Here is a 16,877-nt window from a genome sequence, read left to right as displayed (position 1 = left end):
AATAACTGCCGAGAGTTTATCTATTCCAAGGCCCTACACAAGAATTCTAGTGACCTAATAGACAAGTATTTTACAAAAATTGCTATATTCCCCATAAAAAAAGGCCGGAAATCCGGCCTTTCTACTTAATATGTATAAATAATTCAGTGCGCTACAGCACCTGTAGTAGAATCAGTACCACTAGCGATCTCCGCAGGTGGCGTCCATTCTATTGCCTCTGGCACTCGAAGAAGTGCATTTTTAATGACTTCATCCATCATGGAAACAGGAATAATATCCATTTCGTTCTTCACATTATCAGGAATATCAGCCAAATCTTTTGCATTTTCCTCTGGGATTAACACGGTTTTGATGCCACCCCGCAGAGCCGCCAAGAGTTTCTCCTTTAAGCCACCAATAGGCAACACTCTGCCCCTCAATGTGACCTCACCGGTCATTGCAATGTCTTTGCGAACGGGTATTCCAGTCATAATAGAAACAATAGCTGTAGCCATACCTATACCAGCAGAAGGGCCATCCTTTGGTGTTGCGCCCTCTGGGACGTGCATATGAATATCGTTCTTATCGAACATTGGAGGCTCAACACCGAAATCTACAGCACGTGATTTAACATAGGAAGCAGCGGCAGAGATCGACTCTTTCATGACGTCCTTCAAATTTCCAGTGACTGTCATCTTACCTTTACCAGGCATCATGACACCCTCAATTGTGAGCAATTCACCCCCAACTTCTGTCCACGCAAGACCGGTGACGACACCAACTTGATCTTCACCTTCCGCCTCGCCATGTCGGAAAACAGGAACCCCAAGAAATTCAGTAAGGTTATCCTCAGCTATATCAATGACCTTAGTTTTTGTTTTCAAGATCTTTGTGACAGCTTTACGTGCAAGTTTAGACAACTCACGCTCTAAACTACGAACACCTGCCTCTCTTGTATATGCTCGAACAATCTGAAGCAGCGCCTTGTCAGAGACCGAAAATTCATCCTCTGCCAGCGCATGATCGCGGATTGCTTTTGGCAACAAGTGCCGACGTGCAATTTCTAGCTTCTCGTCCTCTGTGTAACCAGCGATACGAATAATTTCCATACGGTCCATCAAAGGACCAGGAATGTTGAGTGTATTCGACGTTGTGACAAACATCGTTTTAGACAGATCGTATTCAACTTCAAGATAATGATCCATGAATGTAGAATTCTGTTCAGGGTCAAGTACTTCAAGCAATGCTGATGATGGATCACCACGGAAGTCATTACCCATCTTATCAATTTCATCCAACAAAAATAGTGGGTTATTCTTCTTGGCTTTCTTCATCGATTGGACGATTTTTCCTGGCATCGAACCTATGTATGTTCTGCGATGACCACGAATTTCAGACTCATCGCGAACCCCACCAAGTGCCATGCGAACATACTCGCGTCCTGTCGCTTTCGCGATCGATTTTGCAAGTGACGTTTTACCAACACCTGGAGGACCAACTAAACAAAGGATTGGTCCCTTAATTTTTGCCGTCCGGGTTTGAACCGCAAGATATTCGATTATGCGTTCTTTGACTTTTTCAAGACCATAATGATCTTCATCAAGAATCTTTTCAGCTTTATTCAAATCAACCTTGATACGTGATGATTTTCCCCACGGCAAACCAAGCAACCAATCAAGATAGTTTCGAACAACTGTCGCTTCCGCAGACATTGGGCTCATCTGACGGAGTTTTTTAAACTCAGCATCGGCCTTTTCGCGCGCTTCTTTAGAGAATTTGGTTTTAGCAATGCGCGTCTCCAATTCTGAAAGCTCATCACCACCTTCTTCATTTTCACCAAGTTCTTTCTGAATAGCCTTCATCTGCTCATTCAGATAATACTCGCGCTGAGTTTTCTCCATCTGGCGTTTAACACGCGATCGAATACGCTTCTCAACTTGAAGAACTGATATCTCGCCTTCCATAAAGCCAAAGCATTTTTCAAGACGCTCTTTCACACTAATCGTGTTGAGCATATCCTGTTTCTCACCAATTTTTATAGCAAGATGCGACGCGATGGTATCAGAAAGTTTAGAAAAATCATCAATTTGGCCAGCAGCACTTACGACTTCCGGCGAAATTTTCTTGTTAAGCTTCACATAATTTTCAAATTCAGACACAACTGAGCGCGAAAGCGCTTCAACTTCAACCAAATCATCTTCGGGTTCTATTAGCTCGTCGGCAATAACCTCAAAATGGCCCTCGGTCTTCGTAAATTCTCTAATTTCGGCACGTGCCTTACCTTCAACAAGTACTTTAACCGTCCCATCGGGAAGCTTAAGTAACTGTAGGACGTGTGCTATTGTGCCAATCTCAAATATGCCCGTTGGATCTGGATCATCATCACCAGCATCTTTTTGAGTAGCAAGAAGGATCTTCTTATCAGATCCCATAACCTCTTCAAGCGCAGTTATAGATTTCTCACGACCCACAAATAACGGTACGATCATATGCGGAAACACCACAATATCTCGCAACGGTAATAACGGGAAACTTTCGTCACCGACCTTATTATCCAATGCTTGGGATTCCGGATTGATCTCTTCAGTCATACAAGTTCCTTTCAGATATCCGCGCGTTTACTAATGTTGCGCTGCGGATAGGTAATTTACTGGGCTCAAACGGAGCCAACAATTATAACTAAGAACACCCATTGATCGTTTCAAGATGGAGCGCTCCTAAAACCAGAATTAAACTATTGATTATTCATAGATTGATTCGAGCGAATACACCATCATTCTCCGCTTTTAACGCAGATTATACAAAAAAGCCGTCGCAAACCTTGCGACGGCTCAAAATCTGCAAAAAACGCTTCTTTTTCTATGCAGAAGCGTTTTCGGCTTCTGTATTACGTTCAGAATAAATATACAGTGGACGGGCGTTGCCAATCACCACTTCATCAGAAATCACCACTTCACGAACACCTTCAAGCGCCGGTAATTCATACATCGTATCCAGAAGAATAATCTCCATGATTGAACGAAGGCCACGTGCACCGGTTTTTCGCATAATTGCCTTCTTCGCAATTTCACGTAAAGCCCCCTCGTGGAAAGTCAATTCGACATCTTCCATATCGAATAGTCGCTGATACTGCTTTACAAGAGCATTTTTTGGTTCACTCAGAATTTGGATCAAAGCATCTTCATCAAGATCTTCAAGCGTGGCAATCACTGGCAAACGACCAATGAATTCCGGAATAAGACCAAATTTCACCAAATCTTCCGGCTCAAGATCTTGAAGAACCGTACCAACGCTGCGCTCATCTGGCGCTTCAACTTTTGCACCAAATCCAATTGACGTCTTATCACCACGAGCTGAAATCACTTTATCAAGGCCCGCAAACGCACCACCTACAATAAAGAGTATGTTGACCGTATCAACTTGCAAGAACTCCTGCTGTGGATGCTTACGACCACCTTGTGGTGGAACAGATGCAACTGTGCCTTCCATAATCTTTAGAAGCGCTTGCTGCACGCCCTCACCCGATACGTCTCGAGTAATGGAAGGATTATCAGACTTACGCGAAATCTTATCGACCTCATCGATGTAAACGATACCGCGTTGTGCACGCTCTACATTATAATCTGCAGATTGAAGAAGTTTAAGAATAATATTTTCGACATCTTCACCAACATAACCTGCTTCTGTAAGCGTTGTTGCGTCTGCCATTGTAAACGGGACATCAATAATCCGAGCAAGTGTTTGCGCAAGATACGTCTTACCGCACCCAGTCGGACCCACAAGCAGGATATTAGACTTTGCTAGCTCTATGTCTGCACCATTCTTTGTCTCATGAGAAAGACGTTTATAGTGATTGTGAACCGCAACAGATAAAACTCGTTTAGCTTTTGACTGACCGATCACATATTCATCAAGAGTTTCCATAATTTCTTGAGGCGTGGGAACACCTTCATTGGATTTAACCATTGAGGATTTATTTTCTTCCCGAATGATATCGGTGCAAAGCTCTACGCACTCATCACAAATGAATACAGTCGGCCCTGCGATGAGCTTTCGGACCTCATGTTGGCTTTTTCCACAAAACGAACAGTAAAGAGTGTTCTTAGAATCACCACCATTACTTCCACTAACTTTGCTCATATTGTATTCCTTCCCGCAATTGCGGCTACTAAACGATTGATTTCACTCTATTTATGAAGCTTTGCCCCGTTATTTAGAATTACCCCAACCTATCCTTCGGATATTCAAGCGCTTTTTTATCAAAACTGCAACAACATCCAAGTTAATATACAAGCCTAACAGTTATTAGATCAAAATAAGCTTAACGCTTATTATTAATATTAATAGGCTTCTGGCGTGAAAAAGCTTCACGCCATTTTGTCCTTACTCTTCTGAACTATCACCTTCAATTGCAATACGACTATCGATTACACGATCTACGATACCAAAACTCTGTGCTTCATCAGCTGTCATAAAGTGATCGCGATCCAATGTTTCCTCGATCGTTTTATAATCTTGCCCAGTGTGCTCAACATAAACTTCGTTCAAACGACGTTTCATCTTCAGGATATCTTGCGCATGTCGCTCAATATCTGACGCTTGCCCTTGAAAGCCACCTGAAGGCTGATGAACCATAATACGCGCATTTGGTGTTGCGAAGCGCATATCTTTGTGGCCTGCACATAACAAAAGCGAACCCATTGAAGCAGCTTGCCCCACGCACAACGTAGAAACAGCAGGCTTAATAAACTGCATCGTGTCATAAATCGCCATGCCAGAGGTCACAACACCGCCCGGTGAATTAATATAAAGCGCAATCTCTTTTTTCGGATTATCAGCCTCAAGAAACAAAAGCTGAGCGCAAACAAGCGTCGCCATGTGATCTTCAACCGGACCTGTAATAAAAATGATACGCTCTTTCAGCAATCTTGAAAAAATGTCGTATGAACGCTCTCCACGGCTGGTTTGCTCAACGACCATTGGCACTAGTGCCATTGCTGTATCGACTGGATTTGCCATATTAGGCCCTACTTTCTCTTATAATTATGCAATCTCGTTGGCGTAATGCCATTACCCCTAAATATGTCTTTTTCTCAGCGCGCTTCAAGATGACACGCAAAAAATAACACTACACTTGTCACCGATGCGCGTTAACGGCAGGTAAAAATCATTCAAGACATCTAAGAACGGCCCAAAACGCCCTTAATTTCAAGTAAATACCGTATCCAAATTTGATTATAGCCATATCAGGAATGATAATCAGCCCAAATTATAGACATGATTCGCGATAAAATCGCCATACAGAATCATTTGGATAAATTTGAGTAGTTCAATCAAGAATTGATTCTAGAGGTTGTGCCCGTCAGTTAAATAAAATAATGACGTGCGCAAATTAACAATTTCTCGAGGGCATAGATGAATATTGATGAAAATCAGAGCAAACCGACGGGGCTCAATGAACTGAACGTAACATTCTCCGGCAATGCACGAGAATATTTTGGAATATGGATCGTTAATGTCCTTCTCTCAATCATTACACTAGGTATCTACTCAGCCTGGGCAAAAGTTCGTCGCAAAAGATATTTCTACGGCAACACATGGATTGACGGTCATAACTTTGAATACCATGCCAATCCAAAATCGATCCTAAAAGGCAGGATCATCGTTTTCGTCCTATTTGTAATCTACAACGTGCTCGCAAACATCAACCCGATATTCACTGTATTAAGCCTACCACTTCTTTTTTTAATTCCATGGCTCGTAAATAAAGGTCTTACATTTAATGCTCGCATGACCAGCTACCGCAATGTGCGATTTAATTTCGCTGGCAGATATTGGGATGCATTTATTTCGCTTATCCTTCTCCCGATTGTTACGATCATTCCTCTGGGATTACTCATACCTATCGCAACACGTAAAAGACTTAACTACTATTATAATGGTCATAGTTTAGGAAACACCAAGTTCGGTGCGAACATACCGCTTAAACCACTTTATAAAGCATTTTTCATCGCATTGGCATTGGCAATTCTTAGTTTAGCAATTATTTTTGGTGGTATCTTTGTAACCGCTCTATCAGCTGGTCTCATTGAAAGTCTTAATCCTTCATCAATGGACCCACAAAGTGAACCATTACTGATAGCCGGGATTTTCGGATCGTATATAGCTATGTTTTTAATCTTCCTTCCTGCCTACATCCATTATTCTGTCAAATCATTCAACACTGGAATTAACAACCTAAACCTGAATAATGAGCACCGCTTTATAGCTACTTTGAAGACCTTGCCTTATACTTGGATTGTCTTATCCAATTTTATCGTAACATTACTAACAATTGGATTGATGGCCCCTTGGGCTCATGTTCGCAAAGCAAAATATTTGGCGGCGAATTTTACAGTTCTTGCCAGCGGATCACTCGACAATTTTGTAGATACTGTCGCTCAAGACGGTAGCGTAACATCATCAGAGTATATGGATATGGATGGAATAGATTTTGGTCTTTAGTAAATGAGCCAGTCATACATCATTCACGGCAGACTATTTGCCTCAACACAGTCAGAAACTGTTGAGGCCGAGCTTCATTGTCTGGAAGGTGGCTCACTAGAGATAAAAGCCGAAGAAACCAAGGTTTATTCGCGAGATGATCTCTTAAATATTTCAGACCGGCTTGGCACTATCCCCCGAAAGCTAACATTTGAGAATGGTATTGTCTTCGAAACGATCGAAAACGATCTTGTAGATCAACTATTCAAAGGCGATGTCAGCAAAGTTGGCTTTTTCGCGAATAAGTTTGAAAGTCTTCGCGCGGGATCATTAATTATCATAGTGCTAGCGGTTTTCATAAGTGGATACATTCTCTATCAATTTGGCATGCCAATCGCTGCAAAGATAGCAGCTCATCAAACACCTGAGTTCATAACTGAGAAGTTAGATTCAACAACTCTATCTGGCCTTGATCAACTTATTACAGGCACGAGTAAGTTATCCGCAGAACGACAGGAACTATATCGAGCTGAATTTAAAAAATTAGTCGAACAAGCACGAAGATTAGACCCCGATCTGTCCGGAGATTATAATCTTCAATTTCGTGATGGTGGCGAACTCGGCGCCAATGCCTTCGCTCTTCCCGGCGGGACTATCGTAGCGACCGATCAGTTCATTGACCTGACAGAAAGCGTTGAGGAAGTCACGGCCGTCCTTGCGCATGAAATTGGTCATGTAGATTTAAAGCATGGGCTACAGCAAATCTATCGATCAATCGGGATCTATCTTGTCATTGGAATGATCAGTGGCGGAGGTATTGATCTTACCGAGGAAATACTTGGACAAGGTGCTGTTTTACTGCAACTAAATACATCACGTGGCTTTGAATCAGAAGCTGATGAGTACGCAGTTAACCTTCTGAAGTTTATGGGTAAAGACCCAACAGCTTTAGCCGGTATTCTCGAGCGATTAACGTCCCAGCACTGCCATCAGGATGAATGCGAAAGTGGGCCAGAGTGGCTTTCAACGCACCCGGCTTCCAAGCAACGCATAAAAGCAATTGTCGAACAAAGTCGCTAGTCTGGTCGGTAGACCGGCCGCTGGTCGGATCAAACCGATAACTCTTGGCTTGACCTTTAACTATTGCGGTCCGTTAAAAGCACCAAAATTACCGCCAAAAAATAACAGCGGTGCACCTTCGGACAGAGACGCGCGCAGGACCTCACCAACCATGATGATGTGATCTCCACCATCATGGCATGCATGTTTTTGGCACTCAAAGCGCGCAAGACAATTATCTATCAGAGGAACATTTTCCTCACCATAGCTCCAATCCAAATCCTCAAATGCATTGGCTGACTTAGCAAATCCATCGCATAATTCGCTTTGTTCTGCACTTAAAACATGAATGGCAAAATAGTCTGATTGATCAAAATGAGGGTAGCGCCTTGAATATTTAGATGGCGACCATAAAACAAGCGGTGGCTCCATTGATACGGATGAAAAACTGTTTGCGGTCATTCCTAAAGGACCATCAACAGTATTGGTTGTAACCACTGTCACGCCCGTGGCAAACTGCCCAAGAGCCTGGCGAAAAGTGCGACCATTATCGACCAACGGGTCAAAATTTCTCATTTGGTAAACCATCCCACCATCACCCATTACGGCACCTCATGTCCATTAGCAGATTCGTACAGTTCGTACCAAGTTTGCCGATCCATCTCGACTTTCAACGCATCACCCAAACTTCTAATTCGTTCCAAATTATTTGTGCCAAGCACAGGTAAAATATTGGATGGGTGAGCGAGTATCCAAGCTATCGCTACAGCAGAAGCATCCACATCATACTGCGCACCGATCACCTTAAGCTTATCAAAAAGTGCTTTGTGCTTATCCGTGAACAACCCGCCACCTGCAAGAGGTGACCAAGCCATTGGCAACATATTATCTGCCGCAATATCAACAAGATCACCATTACGGAACGAGGAGCTTTCCAAAAGGCTGATTTCAATCTGATTTGCCATCAGCTTAGTATCCATAGTCATTTGTAGCGCTGACCAGTCACTAATCTTAAAATTTGAAACGCCAACAGCGCGAACTTTACCTGATTGGACGACCTCATCCAATGCAGCACCAGTCTCATTAAAATCCATAAATGGATCAGGACGATGGATCAAAAGCATATCAAGATAATCTATCGACATGGCCTTCAAAGAATTATCAACGCTTTTCAAAATATGAGCGCGGCTCGTATTATAGTGTTTTACACGCACATCTGGAACCTTATCAGCCGGAAACAGAATACCGCATTTTGTAATAATTTCGACCTTATCACGAAGCGAAGGATCGGCTTTAAACGCCCCTCCCATCACATCTTCGCATTGAAATCCACCATAGATATCGGCTTGATCAAATGTCGTAATTCCCTGTTCTAAACAGGCATCCATTTTCGCACGTACATGGTCTGCACTTGTATCAGCATCATCAGCCAGACGCCACATACCGTATATAAGGCGGCTAAAACTAAGATCTTCCGTTAGATCAATACGTGTTATATTTTCAGACATATTATTTACGTTCCCCTGCCCCTAAAGGCGTTTTTGGTGTGGTATTCGGCACACGATTATATGCGTGCGGTAAAGATACTGTATCAAGATGCGGCATAACCAATCTGCCAAAGCTCTCACATTCATCAATATGTGGATAGCCAGAGAAGATAAAGGCCCGAATACCCATCTTCTTATAGGCTTCAATTTCACTTAAGATTTGATCAGGTGAACCAACAAGTGCTGCGCCGCAGCCAGATCGCGCACGTCCAATTCCCGTCCAAAGGTGTGGCTCGATAAAGCCCTCCATATCGGCCAACTCACGATTTTTTGCCTGATGCGCAACCCCGAGAGAAGATGAATCAAGAGCGCGTTCGCGAATTTGCTCACCTTTATCATCATCAAGTTTTGACATAATTTCTTGCGCGTATTCCCTAGCCTCAGCCTCTGTTTCACGTACGATCACATGACACCGCAATCCGTAATCAAGCGTACGACCAAACGTTTGTGCTCGATCATTGACGGCTCTCATGCGCCCTGCGAGTTCTTCTTTGGTCTCCGGCCACATCAAATATACATCGCAATGCTCGGCACATAGATCAATTGCATCTGGAGAATAACCACCAAAATAGAGCAATGGCCCTCCATTTTGTTGATATGGCTTCACAGGCTCCGTTGTTAAACCCGCAGAGAAGTCATAAATCTCCCCCTTGTAAGTGACTTCATCCTGCGTCCATGCCTGCTTTAAAATCTCTACAACTTCACGTGACCTTTGATAACGATACTTGCTATCCTCTTTCTGGCCCGGAAAATCAGAAGAAATGATATTGACCGTGAAGCGGCCTTCCAACATGTGATCCAAGGTCGCCAATGTACGAGCTAACATTATGGGTTGCATTTCACCACAACGAACAGCCGCCAAAAAATTGATTTTATCGGTTATTGGCGCACATCCTGCAACGAAGGATAGCGTATCTTGACCAACTTGATATGAAGATGGTGCCAAAATATTACGAAACCCTTGCTTCTCCGCCTCTTTAACAATGGCAGAACAATGGTCCCATGAGGAGCGTAAAGCACCATCTGGCACGCCTAAATATTGGTAATCATCTGAACACAGTGCAGAGAACCACGAAATCTCTGCTCCTTCCAAATCAGGCGAAGTAATTGGTACTATTGTCATTTTAAACACCTTTGATCATTTTTCTCCTTCATAACAGGCGGAAAAATGTAAATCAATGGTGTATCAATTTTATTTCTAAGCTTTACCCAAACTCATCATTCAGAGTTATTTTCAAGGATAGATACCTCGTAAACTAACAACATGGCGATTAGTTCAAAGAGCTTGCTATAGCTGGATGGCAGGCTAGAAAACGCTAATTATAAATGATTTTAAGTTCAGAGAACTGGGTTTGCTAACTATACTAGCCGTCAACTGCTTTTGGTTCCCAAAGTTCAACCTTGTTTCCTTCGGGATCTGAAAACCAACCAAATGAGCCGTAGTCGAAGTGCTCCGGCTCACCATTGAGTTGCGCACCGCCTGCTTGAACTTGCACCAATGCTTCTTTCAAATCATCAACAATCAAATTAAACATGAAGTCGTTTTTTGACGGCTCAAAGTATTGTGTATCTCGCTTGAATGGACTCCAAACGGTTAATGAGCCGGAAGGCATATCATTAGGTTTAAAACTTGCACCATCATAACCAGTGTCTAACTCAAAATTTAAATGCTCTGAGTACCATTTACACAAAGCAGCGGGATCGTTTGCCTTAAAAAAAACGCCACCCACACCCAGAACTTTTGCCATGATGATCTCTCCTGAAATTACTTCATGACTATTCTGTCTTGAATATAAATAAAGTCAACTTACCCCTGAGCAGCAGTTTCAATGCGTTTAAGAGACATCAAAATCTCTTCCAGTTGATCAACATAAACCATATTTGGACCGTCCGATGGCGCATTATCAGGATCTTCATGCGTTTCCATGAATAGCATTGCACATCCTACGGCAACAGCAGCTCTGGCAAGGACAGGCACAAAGCGACGTTCGCCCCCCGTCGTGGCCCCGTTTCCGCCAGGTTTTTGAACACTATGCGTTGCATCAAATACAACAGGGTAGCCAGTCTCGGCCATAATAGGCAATGACCTAAAATCTGATACCAATGTGTTGTAACCAAAGCTTGTGCCGCGATCACATAGCATAATCCGTTCATTACCAGTCGAAGCAAGCTTGTCAGCGACATGCGTCATGTCCCATGGCGCCAAAAACTGACCCTTCTTGACATTAATCGCAGCTCCGGTATTTCCTGCAGCTAACAACAAATCCGTCTGACGGCACAGAAACGCTGGAATTTGTAAAACATCCGCAACTTCAGCCACTTTCGCGCACTGCCCAGCTTCATGAATGTCGGTCAAAACTGAACATTCGAACTCAGATTTCACCTTGGCTAAAATTTCTAAACCTTTATCAATACCGACGCCACGCTTACTGGATGCAGATGAGCGGTTCGCCTTATCAAAGCTTGATTTATAGATGAATTGAACATTTGCATTCTCACATGCTTTCGCAATTTTTTCCGCCATGAACAAGGTATGGTCTAGGCTTTCAATTTGGCATGGACCAGCAATCAATGAGAAAGGTAAATCATTCCCGACACGTATATTTCCAATTTCAAACTGCTTCATTTGATTTTCCATTTCTTTTAAAGAACACTTTCAATTCGTGCTACATCAACTGGATTATTCAATTCCCAAAAAACACGACCTCTTGCATCAACTTCCACACATGAAATATCTGCATCATTTTCTAAGAACCGAAGCTGCTCAAGACCCTCATTGGCCTCAAGAACACCCTCACCCCATTTCATGTAATTTTTAAGCGCATTGGTACGGTAAGCGTAAACGCCCACATGATGAAAAACAGGAACCTGTGTTTGGGCTTTGCCCTCGGGCACAAATGGAATAACTTCTTTTGAGAAATACAAAGCTTTTCCCGTCTTTGAGAAGACTGCTGTTGTTCCGCCAACTCGCCCTTCGGCGCGATCATTCTTAAAATTTTCAAAAGTTTGCTCATCGCACCGCAATACGGGAGTTGCCATTCCTGCTGACGGGTCGGTCGACATATGCTCAATCAAAGCCTCAACAAACCACGGCGGAGTTAATGGCGCATCACCTTGAAGATTAACCACTAAATCCGGCTCTACCTCAAGATATTGCAAAGCATCAGCGCATCGCTCAGTTCCATTCGCACAAGCCTCAGATGTCATAATCACCTTACCGCCAAACCCTAATACATGGTCACGAATTCGCTCATCATCTGTCGCGACAAATACATCAGCTACATTAGCAACGGACTGAGCCGTGTCCCATGAACGTCGAATAAGTGTTTTGGAAACGCCATCAGACCCTTTAAGCTCGACCAAAGGCTTACCTGGATAGCGCGATGAGGCGTATCGAGCCGGAATTAGGATGGTTGTTTTCACGATGTCACTCCAGCGCGCAAACAATCATGAATATGCAATATCCCCTTCAAGGATTGATTCTCATCGGCTACCACACAACATGTAATTTTATGATTTGTCATAAGTTCCAGCGCTTTTTCAGCATAATGATCTGCTTGTATAGTCACAGGATTGGCAGAACAAACCTCAACAGCTTTCAAACTCCATAAGTCTTTGGCATTACGACGTAAATCTCCATCAGAAATCACGCCTTTAATTTCATCACCATCAACGACAACTGCAATTCCGAAAGACTTTTCTGATATCTTGATTACCACTTCCGACATAGGCGTGTCTGGAGCAACAATTGGTAAAGCATCACCACCGTGCATTAAATCTGAAACTTTGAGGAACTTTGTACCCAAATTCCCGCCCGGGTGCAGCTTGTGGAAATCTTCGGGTGCAGAACCAAGTGCATGCGTAACACCAACCATTAAAGCATCACCAATGGCGAGTGTCAAAGTTGTTGATGTCGTTGGTGCTAACCCATTCGGGCAGACCTCCGTAAGCTTGCCATAGGCAATCGTTACCGCAGCGCTTCGCCCTAATGTGCTTTGAGCATCTCTAGTAATCGCAATCATTGGAATATCATTCCCGAGGCAGTAGCTCATCACCTGAAATAACTCAGATGTTTCACCAGAATTTGAAAGCGTAAGCACAACGCTATCTTTTCCAATCTGGCCTAAATCCCCATGACTTGCTTCTGCTGCGTGAAGGAATAATGATAATTTCCCGATAGACGAAAACGATGATGAAATCTTACGCGCAACATGCCCGGATTTACCAATACCAACAACAACTAACGGTCCAGTTGACTTCTCAATTAATTTGATCGCATCAAGTAATTCATCTTTACATGTCTCGCTGAAATCAAGAATTGCATTCGCTTCAGAAACCAAAGCATCCTTACAAATATTGCGCATTCCCTCGTCTGAAATGTGGCTTATCAGGTTATCCGTCACAGGTGATTTATCCCAATTAATCGTACTAAATTTCAAATAGCATATAGGTATGGCTGTCAATGAATTTGACCTTTGAAAAATAAGTTACCTAACTATTAATCCATTTCTTAAACTTAGAACTTCATTCTTTATCCCGTTTTCAGAATTCTTTGTTATCAATATTTCTGTAAATAACTTCGGGTGTTGGAGTAAACTATGACAGTTTTAGTGACAGGTGGTGCGGGCTATATCGGTAGCCATATGGTTTGGGCCCTTTTGGATCGGGGTGAAGAGCCAGTTGTTGTTGATCGCCTCTCGAATGGTATACGCAGCTCCATCCCTCAAGACATCCCCTTCTATCAAGTCGATATTGCAGACAAAGATGCAATGGCAAAGATTATGTCCGAACATAATGTCGATGCGATTATTCATTTTGCGGGTTCAATCTCGGTGGCAGAATCAATTAAAAATCCGCTCGAATATTATCGCAATAATACGACAAACTCTCAAAACCTGATAGAAGTCGCACTTGATCAAGGTATTGAACATATGGTGTTTTCATCAACAGCTGCCGTTTATGGAACGCCACTTAAAACGGATCCAGTGATTGAGGAAACCCCTCTTCATCCGCAATCTCCTTATGGTCATTCAAAAATGATGACAGAGCGAATATTGACCAGCACATCTACGGCTCACGATTCATTTAACTTTGCGGCTCTCAGATATTTCAATGTCGGCGGAGCAGATCCACAAAGCCGAACTGGCCAAACAACGCAAGGCGCATTAAGCCTTATAAAAGTCGCGTGCGAAACAGCCACAGGCAAACGAGATCATATCCAAGTCTATGGTACAGATTATGATACGCCAGACGGAACATGTATCCGTGATTTCATACATGTGTCAGACTTGGTGCAAGCACACTTATCCGCTCTTGATCAATTACGCGGCAGAAGCAAATCCATGATCGCAAATTGTGGATATGGTAAGGGCTTCTCAGTTCTGGATGTATTGAAAATGGTCTCTGAAGTTGCTGGAAAAGAAATCAATGTACAAACTGCATCCCGAAGAGCTGGTGACATTGTTAGCATCACAGCAAACAATAACCGTATAAAGACACTTACCGACTGGCAAGAACAGCATGACGACTTATCGCAAATAATTAGATCAGCGTATGAGTGGGAACAAGGTTTGGCAAACGCGAGTTGAAAAATCAGGCCTCGCCAGTTTCCCAATCAGCCTCAGTTTTTCTGGAAAACTCTTCAAAGTTTCCATCTGTGATGGCCTGACGAATACCTGCCATAAGCTCTTGATAATAGGCTAGATTATGCCAAGTCAACAACATGCCACCCAACGCCTCACCCGCTTTCACCAAGTGATGCAAATATGCACGCGAATAATCGTTTGTCGCAGGACAGGTTGATTGCTCATCTAATGGGCGTTTATCTTCGGCATGTTTCGCATTTTTTAGATTTAATTTTCCATAGCGCGTAAACGCTTGGCCATGCCGCCCAGCTCTTGTAGGCATAACACAGTCAAACATATCAATGCCGCGTGCGACTGATCGCAGTATGTCCTGCGGAGTACCCACACCCATGAGGTATCGCGGCTTTTCATGCGGCAAAGCCGGACACGTTGTTTCCAGCATCCGCAGCATGACGTCTTGCGGTTCGCCAACAGCAAGCCCCCCCACAGCATAACCTTTTAAGTCCATTGAGCTCAACGCTTCAGCAGATTTTATGCGTAAGTCCTCATAATCTCCGCCTTGAACAATACCAAACATTGCCTTACCAGGTTGATCACCAAATGTTGTTTTGCAACGCTCTGCCCATCGCAAAGATAATTCCATTGCGCGTTCAACTTCATCTTTTTCAGCCGGCAACCTTATGCATTCATCAAGCTGCATTTGGATATCAGAACCGAGCAATCCTTGAATTTCAATGGACCTTTCCGGACTCATTTCATGTTTCGAACCGTCAATATGAGATTGAAATGTCACACCTTTTTCGGTTAATTTGCGCAAACCTGAAAGCGACATCACTTGAAACCCACCAGAATCGGTTAAAATGGGATGCTTCCAACGCGCGAATTCATGCAATCCGCCAAGTCGTGCAACGCGCTCTGCACCAGGCCTCAACATCAAGTGATAGGTATTACCAAGAATAATATCTGCACCAAGATCTCGCACCTGGTTGAGATACATAGCTTTCACAGTACCTGCTGTTCCCACAGGCATAAATGCAGGGGTCCGGATCGTACCGCGTGGCATCGAAACCTGTCCGCGACGTGCGTCACCATCCGTTGCTAGAACATCAAACTTGAACTCTTCGCTCATAAAAGCCCCTACTCTGCTTTAAAAAGCAGACTCGCATCACCATAGGAATAAAATCTGTAATCATTATCAATTGCATATTTGTAAGCATCGCGCATGCGATCAAACCCACTAAACGCCGAAACCAACATAAATAGAGTAGACTTTGGCAAATGAAAATTTGTCATTAAAATATCAACGGCTCGGAATTTATATCCAGGTGTTATAAAAATATCGGTCGGCCCCGACCATGGCTTTATTTCACCTTCCGGCGTCGCTGCACTTTCTAACAGTCGCAAAGACGTGGTTCCAACACTGACAACCCTGCCACCACTTTTCTTAACCTCATTTAACGCATCGGCGATGTCTTGCGTAACAAACCCAATTTCTGAATGCATTTTATGGTCATCGGTATTATCGGCTTTAATCGGTAAAAATGTACCCGCGCCCACGTGTAAAGTCACAAAGTGACAAGAAATACCCTTCGCTTTCAAAGCATCGAATATTTCCGGGGTAAAATGCAAACCAGCAGTTGGCGCTGCAACTGCACCTGCGTCTTTGGCATAGATTGTCTGATAATCGAGCTTATCTTGCTCATCTTCACCGCGCTTTGATGCTATATAGGGCGGTAGTGGAACCTTGCCTGTTTGCGCAATCGCAGCATCAAGGTCAGCACCGGATTGTTCAAAACGCAGAGTAACTTCACCACCATCAGCCTTATCAACAACCTCACAATGAAGTTGCATGTCACCCGAGTTGAAGATGATGGCATCACCAATCTTAACGCGTTTTGCCGGACGAATAAATGCTTTCCACTCATTACCGGCGACACGCATATGTAAGGTTGATTGAACCTTTAATTTGTTTTCGCCGCGAATACGGACGCCCTCAAGCTGGGCAGGAATGACACGCGTGTCATTAAAAACCACAGCGTCACCCGGCTCCAAAAAACTGACAAAATCGGCTACTCGTGCGTCCTCAAATTCCTCTTTATCGTTTCTGACAATGAGAAATTTGGCCGCTTCTCGCGGAACTGCCGGACGAAGTGCAATACATTCATCCGGCAGTTCAAAATCAAATAAATCTACGCGCATATGCTCGTAATATACCTTATAAAGT

The 16,877-nt window shown here is 43.4% G+C and carries 15 protein-coding genes; 3 read left to right on the top strand and 12 right to left on the bottom strand.

The window, feature by feature from the left end; translation table 11 throughout:
- Positions 1 to 143: 143 nt before the first annotated feature.
- The 3 genes from lon to AB2J24_RS03660 form a co-directional block, all read right to left on the bottom strand.
- Positions 144 to 2,570, bottom strand: coding sequence for an endopeptidase La (gene lon, locus AB2J24_RS03670; RefSeq protein ID WP_367384461.1), 2,427 nt, complete (start codon positions 2,568 to 2,570; stop codon positions 144 to 146).
- Positions 2,571 to 2,838: 268 nt separating this feature from the next.
- Positions 2,839 to 4,119 carry an ATP-dependent Clp protease ATP-binding subunit ClpX gene (gene clpX, locus AB2J24_RS03665; protein WP_162652278.1) on the bottom strand — a complete coding sequence of 427 codons (1,281 nt, stop codon included), beginning with the start codon at positions 4,117 to 4,119 and terminating at the stop codon, positions 2,839 to 2,841.
- 243 nt (positions 4,120 to 4,362) lie between these two features.
- A complete protein-coding gene (locus AB2J24_RS03660) occupies positions 4,363 to 4,998 on the bottom strand; it encodes an ATP-dependent Clp protease proteolytic subunit (RefSeq protein ID WP_162652279.1) in 636 nt (211 codons plus the stop codon).
- A gap of 396 nt (positions 4,999 to 5,394) precedes the next feature.
- On the opposite strand from AB2J24_RS03660, the gene AB2J24_RS03655 reads away from it, so the two are divergent.
- Both AB2J24_RS03655 and AB2J24_RS03650 read left to right on the top strand, forming a co-directional pair.
- Positions 5,395 to 6,483 (top strand): YjgN family protein, encoded by a 1,089-nt coding sequence (locus tag AB2J24_RS03655; RefSeq protein ID WP_367384460.1) that lies wholly within the window; start codon positions 5,395 to 5,397, stop codon positions 6,481 to 6,483.
- A 3-nt stretch (positions 6,484 to 6,486) separates the two neighbouring features.
- Entirely contained in the window at positions 6,487 to 7,542 is a 1,056-nt protein-coding gene (locus AB2J24_RS03650; RefSeq protein ID WP_367384459.1) for a M48 family metallopeptidase, read from the top strand.
- Between the two features lie 60 nt (positions 7,543 to 7,602).
- On the opposite strand, the gene AB2J24_RS03645 is transcribed toward AB2J24_RS03650, so the two are convergent.
- From AB2J24_RS03645 to AB2J24_RS03615, 7 genes are all read right to left on the bottom strand, one after another.
- Positions 7,603 to 8,097, bottom strand: a complete 495-nt coding sequence (locus AB2J24_RS03645; RefSeq protein ID WP_162652282.1) for a flavin reductase family protein — start codon at positions 8,095 to 8,097, stop codon at positions 7,603 to 7,605.
- A gap of 26 nt (positions 8,098 to 8,123) precedes the next feature.
- Positions 8,124 to 9,017 carry an aldo/keto reductase gene (locus AB2J24_RS03640; RefSeq protein WP_367384520.1) on the bottom strand — a complete coding sequence of 298 codons (894 nt, stop codon included), beginning with the start codon at positions 9,015 to 9,017 and terminating at the stop codon, positions 8,124 to 8,126.
- A 13-nt stretch (positions 9,018 to 9,030) separates the two neighbouring features.
- On the bottom strand, positions 9,031 to 10,191 hold the full coding sequence (locus AB2J24_RS03635) for an LLM class flavin-dependent oxidoreductase (protein ID WP_367384458.1): 1,161 nt from the start codon (positions 10,189 to 10,191) through the stop codon (positions 9,031 to 9,033).
- Positions 10,192 to 10,432: 241 nt separating this feature from the next.
- Positions 10,433 to 10,816, bottom strand: a complete 384-nt coding sequence (locus tag AB2J24_RS03630) for a VOC family protein (RefSeq protein WP_367384457.1) — start codon at positions 10,814 to 10,816, stop codon at positions 10,433 to 10,435.
- 59 nt (positions 10,817 to 10,875) lie between these two features.
- Positions 10,876 to 11,694 carry a 3-deoxy-8-phosphooctulonate synthase gene (kdsA, locus tag AB2J24_RS03625; RefSeq protein WP_162652285.1) on the bottom strand — a complete coding sequence of 273 codons (819 nt, stop codon included), beginning with the start codon at positions 11,692 to 11,694 and terminating at the stop codon, positions 10,876 to 10,878.
- A gap of 17 nt (positions 11,695 to 11,711) precedes the next feature.
- Positions 11,712 to 12,491, bottom strand: coding sequence for a 3-deoxy-manno-octulosonate cytidylyltransferase (locus AB2J24_RS03620; RefSeq protein ID WP_367384456.1), 780 nt, complete (start codon positions 12,489 to 12,491; stop codon positions 11,712 to 11,714).
- A complete protein-coding gene (locus AB2J24_RS03615) occupies positions 12,488 to 13,471 on the bottom strand; it encodes a KpsF/GutQ family sugar-phosphate isomerase (RefSeq protein WP_367384455.1) in 984 nt (327 codons plus the stop codon). Before AB2J24_RS03615 ends, AB2J24_RS03620 begins: the two co-directional genes overlap by 4 nt.
- A 195-nt stretch (positions 13,472 to 13,666) precedes the next feature.
- Between AB2J24_RS03615 and galE the strand changes: the two genes are divergently transcribed.
- The gene (gene galE / locus AB2J24_RS03610) at positions 13,667 to 14,656 is read left to right on the top strand and encodes a UDP-glucose 4-epimerase GalE (protein ID WP_162652288.1); all 990 of its coding nucleotides are present in this window, start codon (positions 13,667 to 13,669) and stop codon (positions 14,654 to 14,656) included.
- Between the two features lie 4 nt (positions 14,657 to 14,660).
- On the opposite strand, the gene tgt is transcribed toward galE, so the two are convergent.
- Both tgt and queA read right to left on the bottom strand, forming a co-directional pair.
- On the bottom strand, positions 14,661 to 15,782 hold the full coding sequence (gene tgt, locus AB2J24_RS03605; RefSeq protein ID WP_367384454.1) for a tRNA guanosine(34) transglycosylase Tgt: 1,122 nt from the start codon (positions 15,780 to 15,782) through the stop codon (positions 14,661 to 14,663).
- 8 nt (positions 15,783 to 15,790) lie between these two features.
- Positions 15,791 to 16,852: a tRNA preQ1(34) S-adenosylmethionine ribosyltransferase-isomerase QueA gene (queA, locus tag AB2J24_RS03600; protein ID WP_367384453.1), complete on the bottom strand. Its 1,062-nt coding sequence runs from the start codon at positions 16,850 to 16,852 to the stop codon at positions 15,791 to 15,793.
- Between the last annotated feature and the right edge of the window lie 25 nt (positions 16,853 to 16,877).

Origin of the sequence: Lentilitoribacter sp. EG35 (assembly GCF_040784015.1) — a bacterium.
Lineage (GTDB): Bacteria > Pseudomonadota > Alphaproteobacteria > Rhizobiales > Rhizobiaceae > Lentilitoribacter.
Note: the sequence above shows the minus strand (reverse complement) of the source record. Positions and strands in the feature narration are given on the sequence as shown.

Coding starts and splice junctions, on each gene's coding strand:
- clpX (WP_162652278.1), bottom strand. CDS start 4,119: ATGAGCAAAGTTAGTGGAAGTAATGGTGGTGATTCTAAGAACACTCTT.
- lon (WP_367384461.1), bottom strand. CDS start 2,570: ATGACTGAAGAGATCAATCCGGAATCCCAAGCATTGGATAATAAGGTC.
- tgt (WP_367384454.1), bottom strand. CDS start 15,782: ATGAGCGAAGAGTTCAAGTTTGATGTTCTAGCAACGGATGGTGACGCA.
- AB2J24_RS03655 (WP_367384460.1), top strand. CDS start 5,395: ATGAATATTGATGAAAATCAGAGCAAACCGACGGGGCTCAATGAACTG.
- queA (WP_367384453.1), bottom strand. CDS start 16,852: ATGCGCGTAGATTTATTTGATTTTGAACTGCCGGATGAATGTATTGCA.
- galE (WP_162652288.1), top strand. CDS start 13,667: ATGACAGTTTTAGTGACAGGTGGTGCGGGCTATATCGGTAGCCATATG.
- AB2J24_RS03660 (WP_162652279.1), bottom strand. CDS start 4,998: ATGGCAAATCCAGTCGATACAGCAATGGCACTAGTGCCAATGGTCGTT.
- AB2J24_RS03650 (WP_367384459.1), top strand. CDS start 6,487: ATGAGCCAGTCATACATCATTCACGGCAGACTATTTGCCTCAACACAG.
- AB2J24_RS03635 (WP_367384458.1), bottom strand. CDS start 10,191: ATGACAATAGTACCAATTACTTCGCCTGATTTGGAAGGAGCAGAGATT.
- AB2J24_RS03630 (WP_367384457.1), bottom strand. CDS start 10,816: ATGGCAAAAGTTCTGGGTGTGGGTGGCGTTTTTTTTAAGGCAAACGAT.
- AB2J24_RS03645 (WP_162652282.1), bottom strand. CDS start 8,097: ATGAGAAATTTTGACCCGTTGGTCGATAATGGTCGCACTTTTCGCCAG.
- kdsA (WP_162652285.1), bottom strand. CDS start 11,694: ATGAAGCAGTTTGAAATTGGAAATATACGTGTCGGGAATGATTTACCT.